Consider the following 21,272-nt stretch of genomic DNA (forward strand, 5'->3'; position numbering starts at 1 on the left):
GTGCCCTGACCCTAGGACACTCGGCCGCCACTAACCGGTTGGCAGAGCTTTCTTCAACCGACCAACAAGGCCGTGGCCTCTACCGCCCCGGCAACGGCTCCGCCGCAATCTTGCGCAACAGGCCGATCACGTCGGCGACGAGATGCTCAGCCGTAAGCCGACCCTTATCGGCAGTGGCAAGATGCGCCTCGCCCACCACTCCGGCGGGGTTGAGGTCCGACGAGATCCAGGCCTGCGCCACCGGGCCTATGGGGGGGATCGGGGCGGTCTCGGCGGTGGAGCGGAAGTCGCGGGCGGCGGTCATGTCCACGGTGTCGGGGCGGAAGTGGAGGAGAAGCGAGGTCTCCATGTCGCCGCCATGGATGCCGAAGCGGGTTTCCTGATCCGAATAGAGCCCTGGCGGCATGCCCATTGCCCCCCAGCCAAGGCGCACGGCCAGCATCCCGGCCTGCACCCGCAACTCACGCGCGACGATCGAGATCAGGTCGGCATTGCCGCCGTGGCTGTTCAGGATGACGATCTTCCGGACGCCCGCGCGGGCGACGGAGAGGCCAATCTCGGTCCAGGCGGCAAGGGCAGTGGCGGCGGACAGGGTCAGGGTGCCAGGGGCCCAGAGGTGTTCGTTCGACTTGCCTACGGCCATGACGGGCAGGATGCGCAGGTCGAGGTCTTCGGGCGCGCGGTCGGCGAGCAAGCGGCAGAGGTGAGTGTTGATGATCGTGTCGGTGCCGACGGGCAAGTGCGGGCCGTGCTGTTCCACCGCTGCCGTGGGCAGGATCGCGATGGTGCGCATCGGGTCGATGGCGGTGAAATCGGGGGCGCGGAAGTTGGCCCAATCGCGTGCGGTCATTCGGCGGCCTCGGGGCGCAAAGAGGGTGGTTCGGGCAGCGGCACGGGGACCGGGCGGCCGATCAGCCGGTCCATCTTGGCGGCAACGCGGGCAAGGTGGGCCCGGCGGCTTTCGGGGGTAGAGCTGTCCATCAGATAATGCGCCGCAAAGGCCCGGCGGTGGCGCGGTGTCAGAAGGAACCCGACCCCCCGGCGCAGGGTTCGCCGCCCAGGCGCACCCACGACAAAGGTCAGCCAGCGGCTGGCCCCGCAGGTGGTGAAGACGCCAAGGCGGGTAATGTGGCGCAGGCCCGGGCGGATGGTCTTGTTCGCTCCATCAGGCATGAGGAACGCCACGTCGGGCAGAAGCACCCGGTCAAGCCAGCCCTTCAGCATGGCGGGCAGCCCGTACCACCAGGTCGGGTAGACGAAGATCAGAGTATCGCACCAGCGGATGTCCTCGACCTCGCGGCTGACCGGGGCGCAGTTGGTCGGGCAGGTCAGATAGCCCTCCCATTCCTCGCGGGTCAGGACAGGGGAAAACCCGCTGGCATAAAGGTCATGGAGCCGTACTTCAGCCCCGGCGGTCTGGAGTTTCGCCATGACCAGGTCACGGACCGCGGCGGTGAAGCTTTTCGGTGAGGGGTGGCAATAGACGACAAGGGCGCGCATTCAGAACTGCCTCATCTTCCGTTGCACGCGGGCAAGATAGTCCGCGCGCTGGCGCTGGTCGGCTCGGTTCATGTCGTGGAGCGCCATGTAGAGAAAGCTATCCGGTCGACAGGCATGGCGAAAGGCCCGCGACATGATCTTGCGGGGCGGATCGCCGGCGAAGAAGGCGCGCATCCGGTCGGCACCGTAGGTAGTGACGGCGGCGAGCTTGCGGATATGGGTCATCGCGGGTTTCACCCGGCCATCCTGCAGACTGAACGTGATCCCGGGCAGGAAGACGCGGTCGGTATAGCCCTTCAGGATCGCCGGGAAGCCGAAGTTCCAGACCGGGTGGACGAAGACCAGCGCCTGGGCGGCGCGCAGGCGGTCGACGTGGGATTGCACGGGCGCGGTGTTCGTCGCGGTGTCGTGATAGCCCCGGCGTTCCTCGGCACCCATCACCGGGTCGAAGCCTTCGGCATAAAGGTCGCAGAGGTCGACTTCCCAACCGCGTTCCCTCAGCGTGCCAGTCACAGTGTCTCGCAAGGCTGCTGCGAAACTCTCGCCGCAAGGGTGGGCGTAAAGGACCAGCGCGCGGGTGGTCATCCGGCCTCTCTCATCCCCGGGTAGGCGTACATGCGGGAATAGTTCCAGTCGGGTGCGTCCCAGGCGATCATCTTGCCGGGGTTCAGGATGCCCTTGGGGTCCGCCTGGCGCTTGAAATCCAGTTGCGTCGCGTCCGCGGACTGCCGCCCGCCTTCCTCCAACGTGTAGCGGTGGGGGTTGAAGACATGGGCCCCCATCGCCTCGTGCTGGGCGACAATCTCATCAAGCCGCGCCTCGGTGGTGAACTTGACGAGCGTCAGGCCCGCAAAGCCCAGCTGCCCGCCCATCCGCATGGCTTCGAGGTGCTGGATCAGTTCGCCGGGAAAGGCCGCGCGGATGGCGGCGGTCTTCTCCTCATAGACGCCGGGTGCATAGCCGACCTGAAGGTAGGTGATCGAGGGGTCGATCTTCAGCGCCCGCAGGGTGGTGTGGTTCCAGCCGTATTCGAAAACCGGGCCGGGCTCGCGGTCCCATTTCGTCTGGTCGCTGCGGTAGATCAGTTCCGCGCCGGGATACCGGGCGAGAAAGGTCAGGAACCCGTCCATCGACTGCGGCGCGATCATCAGGCCAAGGAGGTTGTCCTCTGGCGTCACATGCGGGGCGACGCGCTGGAAATAGGCGCTGGCTGTCGGGGCCTCGTAGACCGAGATCAGCTTTTTCAGGATGCCGTCCTGATGGCCGAGGTCTCCGGCCAGCTGCACGGCGGTGGCAAAGTCGCGGTGGGTGACGAAGATTTCGACCCAGTCATAGGCGGGCGCGAGGGGCATCTCCACCTCAGTGATGATGCCGTTCGTGCCATAGGCGTGGCTGACGCGGTGCAGCTCTTCCCCCGTGAAGTCGTGGACCTGCGGCGTCGCCTCCGCCGTCACGACCCGCAGGCGCAGGATGTTGCCAAGATCGCGCAGGACACCCCAGGTGCAGGACCCGACACCGCCCGATCCCCCGCCAATAAAGCCGCCGATAGTGGCCGTCGACCAAGTGGAGGGGTGCATCCGCAGTTCCTGCCCTGAATGGGCGCGGGTTGCGGCGTCGAGGTCCCTTATCAGGCAGCCGGGTTCGACGATCACCCGGCCCGGATGGATCGCCTTCACCGCCGTCATGTTTTTCATGTGCAGGATGATCCCGCCCTTCAGGGGGATCGCCTGGCCGTAGTTCCCGGTCCCTGCCCCGCGCACGGTGACGGGGACGTCGTGGGCATGGGCGGCGGCCAGGACCTCGATCACTTCGGCTTCGGATCGGGGGGAGACGACGAAATCGGCAGTCAGGTGGTCCATGCGGGCCTTGAGGACCGGGGAATACCAGAAGAAATCGCGGGACTTGGCGCGGACGGAGATGGGGTTCTCGTCAATCTCCAGATGGCTGAGGGCAGCTTTCAGGGCTTCGGTCGTCATGCGGTCCTCATCAGGTCGTCAAGCTCGGCATAGTCGGGAAGCGCGGTGTCGATGGGCCGGCCCGCACGCAGGACAGTCCGGTCGGCTTGGGGGCGGGAGAAGAACTCGGTCCAGGACCGGGCGCGAAAGATCACCAGGTCGGCAGGGGCGCCGGGGGTAAGCGACGGCGCGGGGAAGCCGCACAGCATAGCCGGGGTGGTCAGCACGGACTGCACCCAGTCCGTCGCGGAATGGTCAAGGTGCGCGATCCGTGTCGCCTCACGCAACACCTCGACCATGTCCAGATCACCGTAGGCATAGAACGGGTCGCGACTGTTGTCGGAGGCGAAAGCCACCGGGATGCCACGCGCGCGGGCTTCATGCACCAGGGTGATGCCCCGGTTGCGGGGGGTCCGGGCAGGGTGGCGGTCCTGCAGGTAAAGGTTGCACATCGGCAGGCTGACGATGCCGATCCCAGCCTTGGCGCAGAGGTCGAGAGTGCGCAGCGCCTCCACCTCGGGCATGGTGGACAGCGAACAGCAATGCCCGGCGACGACGCGACCCTGGAAGCCGGTCTCCAGCGCCGCCTCGGCGATCTGGGCCAGGGTGTTGACTGCGGGGTCCATCGTCTCGTCGGCGTGGAAATCGGTTTGAAGGCCCCGGTCGGCGGCCAGCTGGAAGAACCGGCGCAGGCGGGCGGGCATGTCGGGCATCGGGAAGGTGAAAAGGCCAAGGGTACCGTTGTGGGCCGCCACCCGGTCGGCCAGCACGTCGAAGGCCGGGTCCAGCACCATGTCGCAGCCCGCAAGCGAGGCGGCTTGGAGGTCGATGCGGCCCGCCCATTCTGCGCGGATTTCGGCAAACAACGGCCAGGAGATCGCGTCCTGCGGCGGGATGCTGTCCAGATGCGTGCGGATCGCGCAAGTCCCGTGGGCGTAGGCCCCGCGCAGCGCAAAGTCCATGCGGCGGCGAACGTCCTCGGCTGACCAGTACATTTCCCGGTCCGCCCCCGCCGCGCCCAGCGCGCCCATGAAACTGCCGTCGGGGTTGGGGCTCCGGCCCCAGATCTGGCCCTTGTCGAGATGCGTGTGCATGTCGACGAAGGCCGGCAGGACCATCGCGCCTTTCAGGTCGACCTCCGCCATGCCGGGAGCCGGCGCGACAAGCTTGCCGCCCGCAAGGGCGAGGTCCAGCCGCACAAGGTCCCCTGCCCCGCCGATCAGGCAGGCGGGCACGGTCGCGTTGCGCAACGACACCGGACCATCTGGCAGTACCAGGCTCATTGCCCGCCCCGCATCGCGCTTTCGTGCCATTTGCGCAGCATGAGCCAGGAGACAAAGCTGGTCAGCACGAAGATCGCGACGCCCACCACGGCGATCAGCGCCAGCGCCGCGAACATGCGGGGGATGTTCAGGCGATACGACGCCTCAAGGATGCGGAAGGCCAACCCCGACCCCGCGCCGCCGGTGCCCACGACATATTCGGCCACGATGGCCCCGATCAGCGCCAGTCCCCCGGCGATGCGCAGGCCGCCCAGGAAATAGGGCATGGCGGAGGGCAGTTGCAGGAACAGCAGCCGCTGCACCCGGCTGGCCCCGTAGATCGAGAACAGGTCGCGCAGGTTGTGGTCAGTGGATTTGAGGCCCAGCGTCGTGTTCGACAGGATCGGAAAGAAGGCCACGATCCAGGCGCAGATCAGGACCCGCGCGGTGGGTTCCTTCACATAGATGAAGATCAGCGGTGCGATGGAGACGATGGGCGTCACCTGCAGGATCACGGCATAGGGGTAGAAGACCAACTCGGCAAAGCGGCTTTGATCGAAAATGATTGCCAATAGGACCCCGCCGATCACCGCGACGGCCAGCGCCATCAGGGTGATGCGCAGGGTGACGAGAAGCGCATCGCCCAGGATCGCCCGGTCCTCGACAAGTTGCTGCCAGACACGCACGGGTGAGGGCAGGATGTAGTGCGGCACCTCGTTGGCGATCACGAACCACTGCCAGAGACCGAGCGTTGCGAAGACAACGGCGATGGGGACCAGCCAGCGCGCCACCGCCTCAACCCGCGCGGCGCGGGCGCGGGCGCGTTCCTCGGCGTCCCAGACGGCTGCACGGTCGTCGGCAAGGGTCATGCGGGCTCTCCCATCGCCTGGGCAAGCGCATCGGACACCACCTGCGCATGGGCGGCATAAGCGGCCGAGGTGCGGGACTCCATCGTCCGGGGATAGGGCGCGTCGACCTGGATTTCCTGCACCACCCGACCGGGGCGCGGGGCCATGACGACGATCCGGTCCGACAGGAACACGCTTTCGAAGACAGAGTGCGTGACGAAGATCACCGTGCAGCCGATCTTCTCGCGCATGGCGAGAAGGTCGTTGTTCAGCTTCTGCCGCGTGATCTCGTCCAGCGCCGCAAAAGGTTCGTCCATCAGGATCAGCCGCGGCCCTGTGACAAGTGCCCGGGCAATGGAGACGCGCATCTTAATGCCGCCGGAAAGCTCACGCGGGTAGGCATCGTGGAAGTTCGCGAGGCCCACCAGGTCCAGCGCCTCGGCCACCCGCGACCGGACCGCGTCATACCCCTGCCCTCGCAGGCGGAACGGAAGGTAGACGTTCTGCGCCACCGTCGCCCAGGGCATCAGCGTGGGCTCCTGGAAGACCACCCCAAGGTCGCCCTTCTGCTGACCGCCCGACCACAGGATGCGGCCCTGCGTCGGTTGCATCAGCCCCGCGATCAGCCGCAGCGCCGTAGACTTGCCGCAGCCCGACGGGCCGAGGAGCGACAGGAAATCGCCCTCGTTCAGGTCAAGGTTCATCCCTTGCAGGGCGGTCACGGTCCCGTTGAAGACCTTGGCAATCCCCTGCATTTCCAGAAGCTTGCGGCGGCTGCCCAGGGGGCGGATCGAGCGGTGGGCCAGTTCGGTCATGGCGGTCCCCAAAGCGCTGGCGAAGGCCGACGGCCCCCGCCCCACCCGGATTGCATCAGTTGGCCGGCTTCAAGTCCATGCCCGTCTTCTTGTTCACGAACTGGAGCGTGTAGCCTTTGCGGATGTCCACCCCATCCGGCAACACCCCCGCCTTGACCATTGAGGCGTAGAACTCGTCCATATGCGCATCGGTCATCGCGCCGATTCCCATGGTTTCGGCATCGCCGCTGTCGACGATCCCGTGCTCCTTCAGCGCAGCGATGGAATAGGCGATGGCTTCGTCCGACATGTCGGGGTTGTCAGCCTTGATCAGTTCGATCGCCTTGGCGTTGTCGCCGTAAAGGAAGTTGTACCAGCCGATGGCGGACCCATCGACAAAGCACTGCACCACCTCGGGCCGGTTCGCCACGGTGTCGGCCATCGTCTCGATGATCGTGGAATAGGCGTTGTAGCCCGCGTCGGCGATCAGCCAGGCGTCGGGTTTGAAGCCTGCTTCCTTCTCGACGAAGAAGGGCTCGGAGGTAAGGTAACCCTGCATCCCCCAGGTCTTGTTGGCGATCAGGGGGGCCGCGTTGAAGGTGTAGACCTCGCGCTGTTCGGGCTTGAAGCCGTAGGCGCTGATCATCCAAGCCCAGAACGTGGTGACGCCCCCGTCCGAAATCAGGACCTTGTCCAGCTTGGCGAGGTCCGCAAAGGACGCAGCCACGCCCGGGTGGGTCAGGATGACCTGCGGGTCCTTCTGGAAGCTGGCGGCCACGGTGACGATGGGCAGGCCTTCGACCACCGCGTTGATCGTGTCGAGCGTCGAGCCCCCCATATTGAAGTCGACCTGCCCCGCCAGCATCAGCGCGCGGTTGTTCACCTGCGGGCCGCCGGGAAGGACCTTCACATCCAGGCCGCAGGCGGCATAGGTCCCGTCGGCAACGGCCTGATAATACCCGCCGTGTTCGGCTTGCGCGACCCAGTTGGTTCCGAAGGTGACAGGGACGTTCTGGGCGACTGCAGGCACGGCGGACAGCGCCGCGAGTGTCGTGGCAAGCAAGGCTTTCGACATCAAGTGCATGGAAGACTCTCCTGTTGGCATGGTCGCGGCTCGTTCTGTTGGCGGCCGATTGACGGTAGTCCGATCTTTGCAAAGCGCCAGCGCGGCAGACAGCGATTCTCATGGGTTCACCGGCTTCCGATGCCCGAAAATGTCGCGAAGACAGGCCGTGGCGGACCATCTGCACGATTTTCAAGCATCTCAAGCCGTTCTGACCAGCGCATTTGCCATGCACGACCCTTACAGAGCAGGATGGGCGGGCACTTTTGGGAGACTCTCGATGCGCAGCCTCGGCCCGCCTGACATCCGCCCACCCTTTGCCGCCTATTCGCATGGGGTAGAGGTGCCCGCAGGATTGCGGTGGGTTTGCACATCTGGACAGCTTGGCTTGACCAAGGCGGAAGAACTGCCCGAAGGCGCCTATGCGCAGGCGGTCCAGTGCCTGAAGAACTGCGCGGCGATCCTGGCTGAGGCCGGGATGGGCCCGGCGGATGTTGTCCGGATCAACGCATTCGTGACAGACCGGGCGCACATGGCAGGCTACATGCGGGCGCGCGACGAATGGCTTGCGGGCGTGACGCGACTTCCCGCCTCGACGCTTGTGATCGTCTCGGGCTTCACCCGCCCCGAATTCCTGGTTGAAGTCGAAGTCACTGCGGCAGCGCTACCGTGATTTTCGCGATGCCCCGGATGCTTCTGCCGCGGCCACGTTGCGCTTGACGGCGACAAAGCTGTCCGGCGTGACAGAGATCGAGTCGATCCCGGCCTTGACCAGAAGCCGGGCGAAGGTCGGGTCGTTCGAGGGGGCCTGACCGCAAAGACCGACCTTTGCCCCGGCCTTGTGGGCGCGGGAAATCAGGCTCTCGATCATCCAGAGGACGGCGGGATCGGATTCGTCGAACAGCTGGGCCAGATCCTCGGCATCGCGGTCGACCCCCAGGGTCAGTTGGGTCAGGTCGTTCGAGCCGATGGAGAAGCCGTCGAACCGCTGGGCGAAGGCTTCGGCCAGGATCACATTGGCCGGGATTTCGCCCATCACATAGACCTGCAACCCGTCCTTGCCGCGCTTGAGCCCGTCCTTTGCCATGGTGGCCAGAACGCGGTCGGCCTCGGCCGGACTGCGGCAGAAGGGGATCATGACGATGACATTGTCAAAACCCATGTCGCGGCGCAGGCGCAGGATGGCGCGGCATTCCAGCGCGAACCCGGCCTCGTAGCGGGGCGAGTAGTAGCGGGACGCGCCACGGAAGCCGATCATCGGGTTTTCCTCATGCGGCTCGAACGCCCGCCCACCCAGAAGTTCGGCGTATTCGTTGGTCTTGAAGTCGGACATCCGGACGATGACGGGGTTCGGGTAGGCCACGGCGGCGATCTGCGACAGGCCGCGGGCAAGGCCATCGACGAAGTAATCGGTCTTGTCGGGATAGGCGCGGGTCAGGTCAGCGATGCGGGCCTTGGCGTCCTCGTCCACAAGTTGGTCGAAATGGACCAGCGCCATCGGGTGGACCTTCAGCGCATTGTTGATGACGAACTCCATCCGGGCAAGGCCGACGCCGTCCGAGGGCAGGCGCCACCAGCGGAAGGCGGCAGAGGGATTGGCCATGTTGAGCATGACCTTGGTCTTCGTCTTCGGCAGGTCGTCGAGGCGGAGGTCCTCGCTGATGAAGTCGGCAATACCTTCGTGGATCACGCCCTCGTCCCCGCCAGAGCAGTTGACGGTGACCTCCTGCTCGTCGTGCAGGATATGGGTGGCGTTGCCACAGCCAGCAATGGCGGGCAGGCCAAGCTCGCGGCTGACGATGGCGGCGTGGCTGGTCCGTCCCCCGTGGTCGGTCACGATGGCCGAGGCCCGCTTCATGATCGGGACCCAGTCTGGGTCGGTCGTGGAGGTCACAAGGATCGAGCCGTCGACAAACCGGTCGATATCCTTCGCGCTTTCCAGGATCGAGACGCGGCCGGTGGCGACGGCAGACCCGACGGAAAGGCCCTTCAGGAGGACCTTCCCGGCCTTCTTCACCGTGTAGGAGCGGATCAGCCCCGCCTTGGCGCGGGATTGCACGGTTTCGGGCCGGGCCTGAACGATGAACAACTCGCCCGTGTCGCCGTCGCGGGCCCATTCCATGTCCATCGGCCCGCCATAGTGCGCCTCGATGGTGACGGCCATGCGGGCGAGCGAAAGGATTTCGCGGTCGCTCAGCACGAAGGCGGCGCGTTCCGCCCTGGAGGTGGGGACGTTCTTCGTCGTGCCGCCCTCAGCACCCCCGTAGATCATCTTGATCTCTTTCGCGCCAAGCGACTTCTTGACGATGGGGGTGAGGGATTTCTTCGCAAGGAAGGGTTTGTAGACTTCATACTCGTCGGGGTTCACGGCACCCTGGACGACGTTTTCCCCCAGCCCCCAGGCCGCGGTGATGAGGGCGACCTTGTCAAAGCCGCTTTCGGTGTCGATCGAGAACATGACACCCGACCCGCCGGTGTCCGACCGGACCATGCGCTGGACGCCAATGGACAGCGCGACCTTGGAATGGTCGAACCCCTTCAGCGTGCGGTAGGTGATGGCGCGGTCGGTGAACAGCGAAGCATAGCAGCGGCGACAGGCGACAAGGAGGGCGGCCTCGCCGCGCACGTTCAGGAACGTCTCCTGCTGGCCGGCGAAGCTTGCGTCCGGCAGGTCTTCGGCGGTGGCCGAAGATCGGACGGCGACGGGCAGGTCGGTGGTCTTGGCGCGGCGCGAAAGCTCGCGGTAGGATTTCACGATGTCGGCTTCGATGTCCCTGGGCCAGGTGCCGTCCAGGATCATCGCTCGGACTTGCGAACCTGCCTCATGCAGGCTGATCCGGTTGTCCTGCCAGCGCCGAAGGGTATCTGCGATACGGTCGGTCAGATTGTTGGCGGCAAGATAGGCGCGGTAGGCGTCGGCTGTGGTCGCAAAGCCGCCGGGGACCTTGATGCCCTTTCGGCCCAGTTGGCGGACCATCTCTCCCAAAGAGCTGTTCTTGCCGCCCACAAGCGCGACATCGCCGCGCGACAGGTGTTCGAACCAGAGGACATTTGGGGATTTCTTCGGCATCGCAGGCCTCCTGCCGCGGGTTTCCGCTTCGAACGGAAACATGCGCGTACTTTTCACGCGGGGCGTTGATGCGGATCAAGGCGCGGACCAGCGGGGCGGGTCTATCTGGAACCGACCCAACCAAGGGAGACCCAAGATGAGCAAGAGTGAGATCATCAGCCTGATCGGCAGGATCAAGAGCGAGCCCACGGTGACCGCCGCCCTGCTGGACGAGGCGGCGGTCCTGGTGCGGCGGGTCTTTCCCAAGACGCCCGAGGTGGCTGGAAAGGCCGATATCGTCGGGCAGCTTCTGCACATGATCGACATCTGCCTGCCCGGCTGGACGATCCAGCTGACCGGCAAGGCGCAAGAGCCGGACGGGCACTGGCGCTGCTCCCTGCGTGAGACGCGGGGCAGCGACGAGGTCGACGTGATCGGGATGGGAACGGGGCGCAGCGTGGACTTGGCACTGCTTGAGGCCCTGTTGCATGTGACCGAACAGCGGGCAGCCCACTAGCCGGGACGCTTGCCACGCCGGCACCTTGTGCCGCAGCATGGCCCAGCCTGTGCACAGGGCGCGCCGTCCAGAGGAGCCGGAAGCGATATGGAGGGACCTGCCGACATCGTCTTTCGCGCGTCGGGGCTGACCAAGGTCTACCGCAACGGGGCACTCGAAGTGCATGCCTTGCGCGGCATCGACTTTCAGGCCCGGACCGGCGAGTTCATCGTGATCCTCGGCCCGTCCGGGTCGGGTAAGTCGACATTCCTCAACATCGTCGGCGGGCTGGACCGTGCAACTTCGGGCGAGGCCTGGTTCGAAGAACACCAGTTGACCGCGCTGACGGAACGCGGGCTGACCCAGTACCGTCGCGATCACGTCGGGTTCGTCTTCCAGTTCTACAATCTGGTCCCCAGCCTGACCGCACGCGAAAATGTTCAACTGGTCACCGAAATCGCCCGTCACCCGATGCCGGCTGACGAGGCCTTGGCATTGGTCGGCCTGTCGGACCGGGCCGACCATTTCCCGGCGCAGCTATCGGGGGGTGAGCAGCAACGCGTCGCCATTGCCCGCGCCATCGCCAAGAATCCACAGGTCCTTCTGTGCGACGAGCCGACCGGCGCCCTGGACAGCGCCACCGGGATCAAGGTGCTGGAGGCGCTGACCCAGGTAAATCGGGCGGTCGGGGCGACAACGCTGGTCATCACCCACAACGCCGCGATCCGGGACATTGCCGACCGGGTGATCCGCTTTGCCGATGGCCGGATTGTCGAGGAAATCGTGAATGCCACCAGAAAGGCACCGTCAGAGGTGTCGTGGTGATCCCGCCGCTCCGCCGCAAGGTCTTGCGGGACCTGCGCCGCCTGTGGGCGCAGGTGCTGGCGATTGCGCTGGTGCTGGCCGCCGGGGTCGCGACGCTGATCCTTGGCAATGGCGCCTATGCCTCGCTGCACGAAACCCGGGCACGCTATTATGAGGAGAACCGCTTTGCCGATATCTTCGCCGATGTGACGCGCGCGCCCCGCGCCTTGCTGGGCGAGGTCCGCGACATCAAGGGCGTGCTTGAGGCGGAAGCGCGGATCGTCCGGCTGGGGCTTCTGGACATCGAAGGGATGAAGGAACCGGGCTCGGTCCTGTTCGTGTCGCTGCCGGGGGACGAGACGGGACTGAACCAGCTTTTCCTGATGGAAGGCCGACTTCCCGACCCGCAATCGGCACGGGAAATCGTGATCTCCGACGGCTTCACCACAGCGCACGGGCTTGGACCCGGCGACACGCTGCCTGTCGTGATGAACGGAAGGCAGCGCCAGCTTCTGGTCACCGGCGTCGCCCTGTCGCCCGAGTTCATCTATGCGCTGGGCCCCGGCCAGATGATGCCCGACCCGCGGCGCTTTGGCGTGGTCTGGGCCCCGCGCGCGGCCTTGGAAGCGGCGTTCGATCTGGAGGGCGCGTTCTCGAACCTAGTGCTGAAGCTTGCCCCTGGCACCGATCCCGACCTGGTGATCGAGGCCCTGGATCGCCTGACTGCCCCCTATGGCGGAACGGGTGCCGCGCCGCGCAAGGACCAGATCTCGCATGCCTTTCTGGACGCCGAACTGAAACAGCTGTCCGCCATGGTGAAGGTGCTGCCACCGATCTTCCTGCTGGTCGCGGCCATGCTGGTCAACATGACCCTGTCGCGCCTGATCACGCTGGAACGCGAGCAGATCGGTCTTCTGAAGGCCATCGGCTATTCCTCCCGAGCCGTGGCGCAGCACTATATCGAGTTCGTCCTGCTGATCGCCACCATCGGCATCCTGATCGGGATGGCGGCCGGAACCTGGCTGGGCGCGGGCCTGGCGCAAATGTACGCCCGGTTCTTCTCCTTTCCCTACCTCGTCTTCCTGCGTGACCCCCAGATCTACGGTCTTGCCGCCGTCATCACCGTGGGCGCAGCTGTCGGGGGGGCGATCCAGGCGGTTCGCACGGTGGTGCGACTGCCCCCTGCGGTCGCAATGGCGCCCCCTGCCCCGGCAAGCTATCGGCAGCGAATCGGCTGGGTCAGGCGGCTGGTGCAGTTGCGCCAGACCGGGGTCATGGTGGCCCGGCACCTTTTCCGCTGGCCGTTGCGAACCGCCTCCAGCACACTGGGGGTCGCCATGTCCGTGGCGATCCTCGTCGCCTCGCTCTGGTCCTTCGGGTCGATCAATTTCATGATCGACGTCACCTTCTTCCGCACCGAACGCCACGATGCACAGATCGTCTTCGGCGTGCCGGAACCGCAGCGCGCCCTCTTTGCCGTGCGCCAGATGCCCGGCGTGGTGGTGGCCGAACCCTTCCGTCAGGTCGCCGCGCGGATCAGCCACCGGAACCTGTCGAAAAAGCTGGCGATCACCGGCCATCCGGCCGGGGCCGGGCTGTCGCGGGTGCTGGATACAGCCCTGCGGCCGATGGACTTGCCGGACAGCGGACTGATCCTGTCCGAAGCCCTGGCCGATGCGCTGCAGGTGCGGCCGGGCGACCTGGTGACAGTCGAGATGCTGGAGGGTCGGCGCCCGATCCTGACCCTGCCGGTCAGCGGCATCTCGCTCGGCTATGTCGGGCTGGGTGCGGCAATGGACATCGGGGCGCTGAACCGGCTGATGGACGAAGGCCCATTGATCTCGGGCGTGAACCTGATGATCGACGGAAGTCAGGACGCAGCCTTCTACGCCGCTGCCAAGGCCGCCCCGAAGACCGAGACGATCACTGTCACCGCCCTGATGCTGGAACGGTTTCAGCAGACCCTGGCGGAAAACATCACCGTGATGATCACGGTCTACGTTGTCCTGGCAGCGATCATCGCGGTCGGGGTGGTCTACAACTTCTCGCGCATCGCGCTGTCTGAACAGGGACGCGAGCTTGCCAGCCTGCGCGTCCTTGGTTTCACCAACCGGGAAGTTTCGGGCGTTCTCTTCGGCGAACTGGCAACCATTGTCCTGCTTGCCCAGCCGCTGGGATGGCTGATCGGCTACGGCATCGGTCTCGCCATGGTCGCGGCCTTCTCCTCGGACCTCTATCGCGTGCCCTTCGTCATCGAACGCGAGGTCTATGCCATTGCCAGCCTTGTCGTCCTCGCCGCCGCCCTGGTCTCGGCCCTGGCGATCCGGGGGCGGATCAACAATCTCGACATGATCGAAGTCCTCAAGACACGGGAGTGACCGATGCGCCGCCTGATCCCCGTTGCCGCCTTTCTTGTTGTCGCCGGCCTTCTGGTCTGGGCCTTCCTGCCCCGCCCGGTCGAGGTGGACGCCGCCGAAGTCGCGCTGCGCCCGCTTGAAATTGTGGTCGAGGAAGAGGGCGAGGCCCGGATCCGCGAGGTCTTCACCGTGTCGGCGACCATCGCAGGCAAGCTGCAGCGCGTCAGCCTGCATGCCGGCGACAGTGTGACAGCGGGTGAGACGGTCGTCGCGGTCATCGGCCCGGCGGCGCCTGTCCTGCTGGACAGCAGGTCCCGCGCCGTGGCCGAGGCGTCGGCCGCCGCCGCACAGGCCGCGATGGATCTCGCCCGCGCGCAGCTGGACCAGGCCGAAGCCACGCATGAGTTCACCGCAAGCGAAGCCAATCGCGCCATCGCGCTGTATCAGAAGGGCGCCATCTCGCAGCGTGCGCATGACAACGCGATCCGCGAGGAGAAGACCGCAAAGGCCGCCGTCAGCAGCGCGCTGGCCAATCTGGCAGTCCGCGAGAAAGAGCTTGAAAGCGCGCTTGCGGTCCTGCGGCCCGACGGGACGGGCGACGGTACAAGATGCTGTGTCGAGCTGCTGGCCCCCGCGTCCGGGCGCGTGCTGCGGGTCATGACCGAAAGCGAGCAGGTGGTCCAACCCGGCACGCCGCTGCTGGAAATCGGCGATCCCTCGGAAATGGAGGTCCAGGTCGAACTTCTGTCCCGCGACGCCGTGCGTGTCCAGGAAGGTGCCACTGCGGTCGTAAGTGGCTGGGGCGGCGCGCCGATCCCGGCGGTGGTCACGCGGGTGGAACCCTTTGCGGTGACCAAGGTCTCGGCCCTCGGCATCGACGAGCAGCGGGTCAGGGTGATCCTGGCGCTGACCGGCCCGGCAGAGAGTTTCAGCCAGCTTGGCCACGGCTTCCGGGTTATCAGCCGGATCACGCTCTGGCACCAGGACGATGTGCTGACCATCCCGGTCGGCGCGCTGTTCCGGGATCAGGGCAACTGGGCAACCTATGTCCTGCGCGACGGGCGGGCGCGGCTGCAATCGCTGACACTTGGCGAACGCAATGAAACCCTGGCGCAGGTGCTGGACGGCGTTGCGCCGGGGGACAAGGTCATCCTGCATCCGAACAACCTGGTTGCCGACGGTGTTTCGATCACCTCGCGATCAGATGCCGGGGTAACGCCAGCCGGGAATTGACGGGCGAACGGCCACCACCATTCCAGCGGGTTCCGCCTCAGCCGTCGAACCGTGTGGCCCCGCGCCGCCGTTCGTCCACCGGCCTTGTGTCGATCACCGCCTGATGCGCCCGCTGGTCGCAGCCGGTGCGCGGGCAGATGCGGCAGTTGATGCCGATGGGCGTCATCCGTGCGGTTGTCACCGACAGTCCCTCGGCGTAGCCGATCTGCGCCGCATGTTCGATGGCGCAACCCATGGCAACGGCCAGCCGGTTGTCCTGCGCGTGGCGGAACCAGGTCGGCCGGTCGACGGTGCGCGACACCACGAAGAACCGGCTGCCGTCCGGCATCTCCACAAACTGCGGCACGATCCGCCCCGGCGTCCGGAACGACGTGTGCACGTCCAGCCGCGGGCAGGCCCCGCCATATTCGGCCAGGGGAAACTCGGTCGCGTTGAAACGCTTGGTCACGTTGCCGCCCTTGTCGATCCGCAGGAAGAAGAACGGCACACCCATCGCCCCTTCCCGCTGGAGAGTTGTCGCGCGGTGGCAGGCCTGTTCAAAGCTGACGCCAAACCGGGTCGCCATCAGGTCGAAGTCGTATTTGGTGGCCCGCGCCTCGGCCAGGAAGGCAGCATAGGGCATCAGGACCGCTGCCGCGAAATAGTTCGCCAGTTCTACCCGCAACCGGCTGTCTGCCGTGGGATCCGCCAGACCCGCACGCTCGATCAGGCTGTCCAGAAGGCCCCTGCGCTCCAGAAGCGCGCACATGTGGACCAGCTGGAAACTGCGGTTCGGGTGGTCCAGCGCCTCGGACAACAGGATCTCGCGCCGGGCTTCGTCATAGGTGCGCAAGGCACCCGGCATGTCCTCGACCCGCGCCAGCCGCACGGTCACTCCCATGCGGTCACGCAGCCGGGCCTTCAGGCTGGCATACACGTCATCCCGGTCCGGACGGCCGCCTTCCCAGAATCCCTCCGCCGCCAGCTCCAGCTCCCGGAAATGGTTGCGGTTGCGACGGAAGATCGCGTGAACAGAGGCCTCTGGGCTGCCCGCCGGATCCGTCGCGGTCTGTGACAGCGCGGAAAGCCGGTCGATGGCCGAGCCGTAGGCACGATGCAACCGCAGCAACGCCGCCGCCAGGTCCGGCGCATGGACGATCGAGGCGCGCAACTGGGCAAGGTCCGGCTGACTGCCGGCGAAGATCGGGTCCTGCAGACAGGCCCGCAGGTCGGCCAACATCGAGCCGGTCTGGTCGTCTGCCAGATCGCGCCAGTCGACGCCGTATTCCTCCATCAGCCGCAGAAGAACCTGCACCGACACCGATCTTTCGTTGTTTTCCAGCAGGTTGACGTAAGATGCCGAGATGCCAAGCGTCCGGGCCATAGCGCCTTGGGTCTCGCGCCGCTCCTGCCGCAGGCGGCGCAACTGGGGGCCAATGAAGGTTTTCTGCATACCGTCGCACACAAATTTCCTGTTGTAGAATTTACAATATTACAAAACCTCACATTTGTAAATTGCTGCATTCACAGCAGAACCCGTCAGCATTTGCCGAATTATCGGGCGCGAAGCATGTTCGCTGACAACCGCCGCATTCATAGGACCCGCCATGACCTTCCGCCCCGGCCTGAACCACCTGTACATCCCGGGGCCGACCAACGTTCCCGACACCGTCCGCATGGCGATGAACGTTCCGCAGCAGGACCAGCGCGGGCCCGAGTTCGGCGCTTTCGTCCTGTCGATCCTCTCTGACCTGAAGCCGATCTTCGGCACCACCCAGGGCCGCGTGATGCTGTTTCCGGGCTCTGGCACCTCCGCTTGGGAGGCGGCGATCGTCAACACCCTGTCCCCCGGCGACCGCGTGCTGATGGCGCGGCATGGCCAGTTCTCGACCCTCTGGGCCAAGATGGCGGTGGACCTGGGACTTGATGTCGAACTTGTCGACCTCGCCTGGGGCGCCGCCACCCCAGTCAACGAATTTGCCCGCCGCCTGGGCGCCGACCGCGAAGGCAAGATCAAGGCGGTCTTCGTCACCCACAATGAAACCGCGACCGGCGTCACCTCGGATGTCGCGGGGGTCCGCCAGGCGCTGGACAGCTCATTCCACGACGCGCTCCTGTTCGTCGACGGGGTCTCCTCCATCGGCTCCATCCCGTTCCTGATGGACGACTGGGGCGTCGACCTTGCGGTGACCGGCAGCCAGAAAGGCCTGATGTCCCCGGCGGGCCTTGGCATCCTGGGCGTCAGCGACAAGGCCATGGCGGCGTCAAAGGCAAACGGCATCGCCCGCAGCTTCCTGAAGTTCGACGATTACGCGCTGCAGACCGAAACCGGCTACTTCCCCCACACCCCGCCGACCCCAGTCCTGCAAGGGTTGCGTGAGGCGCTGAACCGTATCAACCGCGAAGGCCTGGACATGGTCTTTGCCCGCCACGCCCGCCTCGCCGCTGGCGTCCGCGCCGGGGTGCAGGCCTGGGGCCTCGACACCTGCGCCGAGCACCCCTCGATTGCCTCGAACACAGTCACCGCGATCCGCACCCCCGCAGGCGTCGACGCGCGCGAGGTGATCCGGATCGGCCTGACCCGCTACAACACCTCGTTCGGGTCGGGCCTGGCGCAACTGGCGGGAAAGGTCTTCCGCATTGGCCACCTGGGCGATCTGAACGAAGGCATGTGCCTTACCGCGCTGGCCGTGGCCGAACTGTCGCTGCGCGCCGCCGGGGCGAAGGTGCCCCTGGGTGCAGGCGTCGCTGCGGCGCAGGAAGTCTATGAACAGGATGCCCGGGTCGTCGCCCTGGCCGCGGAGTGAGACGATGAGCCATACCCTCTACCCCCTGAAGAAACAGCGCCTGCAGCGGTCGGAACTCGCGGTTCCCGCCAGCAACCCGACGATGATCGACAAGGCCGCAAACGGCCCCGCCGACTACGTCTTCCTCGACCTCGAAGACGCCGTCGCGCCGCCGGAGAAGGAACAGGCCCGCAAGAACGCGATCCAGGCGCTGAACGACATCGACTGGGCCGCCAAGGGCAAGACCGTGTCGGTCCGCATCAACGGCCTCGACACCCACTACATGTACCGCGACGTGGTCGACGTTATGGAACAGGCGGGCGACCGCGTCCACACCCTCCTGGTGCCCAAGGTCGGCGTGCCGGGCGACCTCTACATGGTCGACGCCATGGTCAACCAGATCGAGATGGCCAAGGGCTTCTCCACCCGCGTCGGGCTGGAGGCACTGATCGAAACCGCGCTTGGCATGGCCAATGTCGAAGCCATCGCCCAGTTCGGCGGGCGGCTTGAGGCGCTGCACTTCGGCGTGGCCGACTTTGCCGCCTCGATGCGGGCGCGCACCGTCAACATCGGCGGGCTGAACCCCGACTATCCGGGCGACCAGTGGCATGCCGCCATCGCCCGCATGGTCACCGCCTGCCGCGCCTATGGCCTGCGTCCAATCGACGGCCCGTTCGGCGATTTCTCGGACCCCGAGGGCTACAAGGCCGGTGCCCGCCGCGCGGCGGCCTTGGGATGCGAAGGCAAATGGGCGATCCACCTGTCACAGGTGACCTTCGCGAACGAGGTCTTCTCGCCCACCGAGGCCGAGGTGACCAAGGCCCGCCGCATCATCGAAGAACTGCGCGCCGCCGAGGCGCAGGGCAAGGGCGCGGCCAGCCTGGACGGCAAGATGATCGACGCCGCCAGCGAGAAGATGGCCCGGAACGTGTTGGTCGTCGCTGACGCGATCAGCGCGAAGTAACATCGGTGGGCCTTCCTGGCCCACATCCACCACCCGCAAGACCTGCAACACGGGCAGACTGTGACCGATCCGGTCATGCCCAAGGAGGACGGACATGGATATCCATGAATACCAGGCGAAGGAAATCCTCGGTCGCTTCGGCGTCCCGGTGCCGAAGGGCGGGCTTGCCTACAGCCCCGAACAGGCGGCCTACCGGGCGCGCGAGCTGGGCGGCAACGCCTGGGTCGTGAAGGCTCAGGTCCACGCCGGGGGCCGGGGTGCTGCGGGCGGGGTCAAACTGTGCTGCTCGGTGGACGAGGTGCAGAACTATGCCTCCAGCCTGTTTGGCCGCCAGTTAGTGACCAAGCAGACCGATCAGGCTGGCAAGGGCGTCTACCGCCTTTGGGTCGAACCCGCCTGCGACATTGCCAAGGAACTTTACCTCGGCTTCGTCCTCGACCGGAAGACCGAGCGGATCATGATCGTCGCCTCTGCCCATGGCGGGATGGAGATCGAGGACTTGGCCGAAACCGACCCGCAAAGCCTGCGCCGAATGACCATCGACCCCGCCGCCGGGCTGGTCGAGTTCCAGGCCCGCGAGCTTGCCTTCGGGCTCGGGCTGGCGGGCAAGCAGGTGAACCAGATGGTGACCGTCCTGCAGGCCTGCTATCGCGCTTACCGCGACCTTGACGCGATGATGGTCGAGATCAACCCGCTGGTCATCACCGGCTCGGGCGACCTTCTGGCGGTCGATGCCAAGATGAGCTTCGACACCAACGCCCTCTTCCGCCGCCCGGAGATCGCCGAACTGCGCGACCGCAGCCAGGAAGACCCGCGGGAATCGACCGCCGGGGACCACGGCCTTGCCTACGTCGGCCTGACCGGGGACATCGGCTGCATCATCAACGGCGCGGGCCTGGCGATGGCGACGATGGACATGATCAAGCTGGCAGGCGGCGAACCTGCGAACTTCCTCGACATCGGCGGCGGGGCCAGCCCTGAACGTGTGGTCCGCGCCTTCCGCACCGTGCTGGCCGACCCGATCGTCAGCGTGATCCTCGTGAACATCTTCGCCGGCATCAACCGCTGTGACTGGGTGGCCGAGGGCGTGGTCAAGGCCTACCGTGAGGTCGGCATGACCATCCCCGTCGTCGTCCGTCTGGCGGGCACGAACGTCGAGGAAGGCAAGGCGATCCTGCAGGAGTCTGGCCTGCCGCTCATCACCGCCGACACCCTGGCCGAGGCCGCCGCAAAGGCCGTGGCCGTCCGTCCGAAACTGGCTGCATAAGGAGGACACCATGGCCATCCTGATCACCGAAAACACTCGCGTCATCGTCCAGGGCATGTCGGGCCGTATCGGCCAGTTCCACGCTGCCGACATGATCAAGCACGGCACCAATGTCGTGAGCGGCGTGACCCCCGGCAAGGGCGGCGAAACGCTGCTGGACCGCCCGCTTTTCAATACGGTCCGCGAGGCCGTGGACGCCACCGGCGCCGAGGCCTCGCTTTTGTTCGTGCCGCCGCCCTTCGCCGCCGACGCGATCATGGAGGCCGCGGATGCCGGCATCCGGACCGCCGTCTGCGTGACCGACGGCATCCCGGCGCAGGACATGATGCGGGTCAAGCGCTATCTCCGCCGCTATCCCGAAAGCCGCAAGCTGCGTCTGATCGGGCCGAACTGCGCCGGCATCATCTCGCCCGGCAAGGGCTTCATGGGCATCATGCCACCGCACATCTACATGCCAGGCCGCGTGGGCATCATCGGCCGGTCGGGCACGCTCGGGTACGAGGCAGCCTCGCAGATGAAGGCGCTTGGCATCGGCGTCTCGACCAGCGTCGGCATCGGCGGCGACCCGATCAACGGCTCGTCCTTCCGCGACATCCTGGAGCTCTTCCAGCAGGACCCGGAAACCGATGCCGTGATGATGATCGGCGAAATCGGCGGCCCGCAAGAGGCCGAAGCCGCCGCCTGGGCCGCCAAGCACATGACGAAGCCCATCGTGGCCTACATCGCCGGGCTGTCGGCGCCCAAGGGCCGCAAGATGGGCCATGCCGGGGCGATCATCTCGGCCTTCGGCGAAAGCGCGCAGGAGAAGGTGGAAATCCTGACCGCCGCAGGGATCACCGTTGCGCCGAACCCTTCGGCGATGGGCGAAACCATGGCCCGTGTCCTGACCCAGCGCCGCGCCGCGGCCTGATAAAC

At 66.0% G+C, this 21,272-nt stretch carries 19 protein-coding genes; 9 read left to right on the plus strand and 10 right to left on the minus strand.

Annotated elements, in window-relative coordinates; all coding sequences use genetic code 11:
- Positions 1 to 79: 79 nt before the first annotated feature.
- The 8 genes from E8M84_RS10890 to E8M84_RS10925 are packed head-to-tail and all read right to left on the minus strand — an operon-like array spanning position 80 to position 7,443.
- Positions 80 to 850: a creatininase family protein gene (locus E8M84_RS10890; RefSeq protein ID WP_137111224.1), complete on the minus strand. Its 771-nt coding sequence runs from the start codon at positions 848 to 850 to the stop codon at positions 80 to 82.
- Positions 847 to 1,500, minus strand: a complete 654-nt coding sequence (locus tag E8M84_RS10895) for an NAD(P)H-dependent oxidoreductase (RefSeq protein ID WP_137111225.1) — start codon at positions 1,498 to 1,500, stop codon at positions 847 to 849. Before E8M84_RS10895 ends, E8M84_RS10890 begins: the two co-directional genes overlap by 4 nt.
- Entirely contained in the window at positions 1,501 to 2,085 is a 585-nt protein-coding gene (locus E8M84_RS10900) for an NAD(P)H-dependent oxidoreductase (RefSeq protein ID WP_137111226.1), read from the minus strand. It lies immediately after the preceding gene.
- A complete protein-coding gene (locus tag E8M84_RS10905) occupies positions 2,082 to 3,476 on the minus strand; it encodes an FAD-binding oxidoreductase (protein WP_137111227.1) in 1,395 nt (464 codons plus the stop codon). The genes E8M84_RS10900 and E8M84_RS10905 overlap by 4 nt, the downstream gene beginning before the upstream one ends.
- Entirely contained in the window at positions 3,473 to 4,738 is a 1,266-nt protein-coding gene (locus E8M84_RS10910; RefSeq protein ID WP_137111228.1) for a cytosine deaminase, read from the minus strand. Before E8M84_RS10910 ends, E8M84_RS10905 begins: the two co-directional genes overlap by 4 nt.
- Positions 4,735 to 5,586, minus strand: a complete 852-nt coding sequence (locus E8M84_RS10915) for an ABC transporter permease (protein WP_137111229.1) — start codon at positions 5,584 to 5,586, stop codon at positions 4,735 to 4,737. The genes E8M84_RS10910 and E8M84_RS10915 overlap by 4 nt, the downstream gene beginning before the upstream one ends.
- Entirely contained in the window at positions 5,583 to 6,380 is a 798-nt protein-coding gene (locus E8M84_RS10920) for an ABC transporter ATP-binding protein (protein ID WP_137111230.1), read from the minus strand. Before E8M84_RS10920 ends, E8M84_RS10915 begins: the two co-directional genes overlap by 4 nt.
- 55 nt (positions 6,381 to 6,435) lie before the next feature.
- Complete coding sequence (locus E8M84_RS10925; RefSeq protein ID WP_137111231.1) at positions 6,436 to 7,443, minus strand: ABC transporter substrate-binding protein; 1,008 nt, start codon at positions 7,441 to 7,443, stop codon at positions 6,436 to 6,438.
- Between the two features lie 259 nt (positions 7,444 to 7,702).
- Here E8M84_RS10925 and E8M84_RS10930 point away from each other — a divergent pair, with 259 nt between their 5' ends.
- Positions 7,703 to 8,095 carry a RidA family protein gene (locus E8M84_RS10930; RefSeq protein ID WP_137111232.1) on the plus strand — a complete coding sequence of 131 codons (393 nt, stop codon included), beginning with the start codon at positions 7,703 to 7,705 and terminating at the stop codon, positions 8,093 to 8,095.
- Here the strand turns inward: E8M84_RS10930 and ppsA are convergent.
- Positions 8,087 to 10,492 (minus strand): phosphoenolpyruvate synthase, encoded by a 2,406-nt coding sequence (ppsA, locus tag E8M84_RS10935; RefSeq protein WP_137111233.1) that lies wholly within the window; start codon positions 10,490 to 10,492, stop codon positions 8,087 to 8,089. The genes E8M84_RS10930 and ppsA overlap by 9 nt on opposite strands.
- A gap of 136 nt (positions 10,493 to 10,628) precedes the next feature.
- Here ppsA and E8M84_RS10940 point away from each other — a divergent pair, with 136 nt between their 5' ends.
- From E8M84_RS10940 to E8M84_RS10955, 4 genes are all read left to right on the plus strand, one after another.
- Positions 10,629 to 10,988, plus strand: coding sequence for a hypothetical protein (locus E8M84_RS10940; protein ID WP_137111234.1), 360 nt, complete (start codon positions 10,629 to 10,631; stop codon positions 10,986 to 10,988).
- A gap of 87 nt (positions 10,989 to 11,075) precedes the next feature.
- Complete coding sequence (locus E8M84_RS10945) at positions 11,076 to 11,792, plus strand: ABC transporter ATP-binding protein (protein WP_137111235.1); 717 nt, start codon at positions 11,076 to 11,078, stop codon at positions 11,790 to 11,792.
- Positions 11,789 to 14,149, plus strand: coding sequence for an FtsX-like permease family protein (locus E8M84_RS10950; protein ID WP_205914595.1), 2,361 nt, complete (start codon positions 11,789 to 11,791; stop codon positions 14,147 to 14,149). The genes E8M84_RS10945 and E8M84_RS10950 overlap by 4 nt, the downstream gene beginning before the upstream one ends.
- Before the next feature lie 3 nt (positions 14,150 to 14,152).
- The gene (locus E8M84_RS10955) at positions 14,153 to 15,361 is read left to right on the plus strand and encodes an efflux RND transporter periplasmic adaptor subunit (protein WP_137111236.1); all 1,209 of its coding nucleotides are present in this window, start codon (positions 14,153 to 14,155) and stop codon (positions 15,359 to 15,361) included.
- 37 nt (positions 15,362 to 15,398) lie between these two features.
- Here the strand turns inward: E8M84_RS10955 and E8M84_RS10960 are convergent, their stop codons facing one another.
- Positions 15,399 to 16,793: a short-chain fatty acyl-CoA regulator family protein gene (locus E8M84_RS10960; RefSeq protein ID WP_137111237.1), complete on the minus strand. Its 1,395-nt coding sequence runs from the start codon at positions 16,791 to 16,793 to the stop codon at positions 15,399 to 15,401.
- Between the two features lie 154 nt (positions 16,794 to 16,947).
- Between E8M84_RS10960 and E8M84_RS10965 the strand changes: the two genes are divergently transcribed.
- The 4 genes from E8M84_RS10965 to sucD all read left to right on the plus strand — a co-directional run bounded on the left by E8M84_RS10965 (position 16,948) and on the right by sucD (position 21,267).
- Entirely contained in the window at positions 16,948 to 18,147 is a 1,200-nt protein-coding gene (locus tag E8M84_RS10965; protein ID WP_137111238.1) for an alanine--glyoxylate aminotransferase family protein, read from the plus strand.
- Positions 18,148 to 18,151: 4 nt separating this feature from the next.
- A complete protein-coding gene (locus E8M84_RS10970; protein WP_137111239.1) occupies positions 18,152 to 19,090 on the plus strand; it encodes a CoA ester lyase in 939 nt (312 codons plus the stop codon).
- A 94-nt stretch (positions 19,091 to 19,184) separates the two neighbouring features.
- Complete coding sequence (locus tag E8M84_RS10975; RefSeq protein WP_137111240.1) at positions 19,185 to 20,357, plus strand: malate--CoA ligase subunit beta; 1,173 nt, start codon at positions 19,185 to 19,187, stop codon at positions 20,355 to 20,357.
- Positions 20,358 to 20,367: 10 nt separating this feature from the next.
- The gene (gene sucD, locus E8M84_RS10980; RefSeq protein ID WP_137111241.1) at positions 20,368 to 21,267 is read left to right on the plus strand and encodes a succinate--CoA ligase subunit alpha; all 900 of its coding nucleotides are present in this window, start codon (positions 20,368 to 20,370) and stop codon (positions 21,265 to 21,267) included.
- The last annotated feature ends 5 nt before the right edge of the window (positions 21,268 to 21,272 follow it).

The sequence above is a fragment of the Rhodobacter sp. SY28-1 genome (assembly GCF_005222785.1).
GTDB lineage: Bacteria > Pseudomonadota > Alphaproteobacteria > Rhodobacterales > Rhodobacteraceae > Tabrizicola.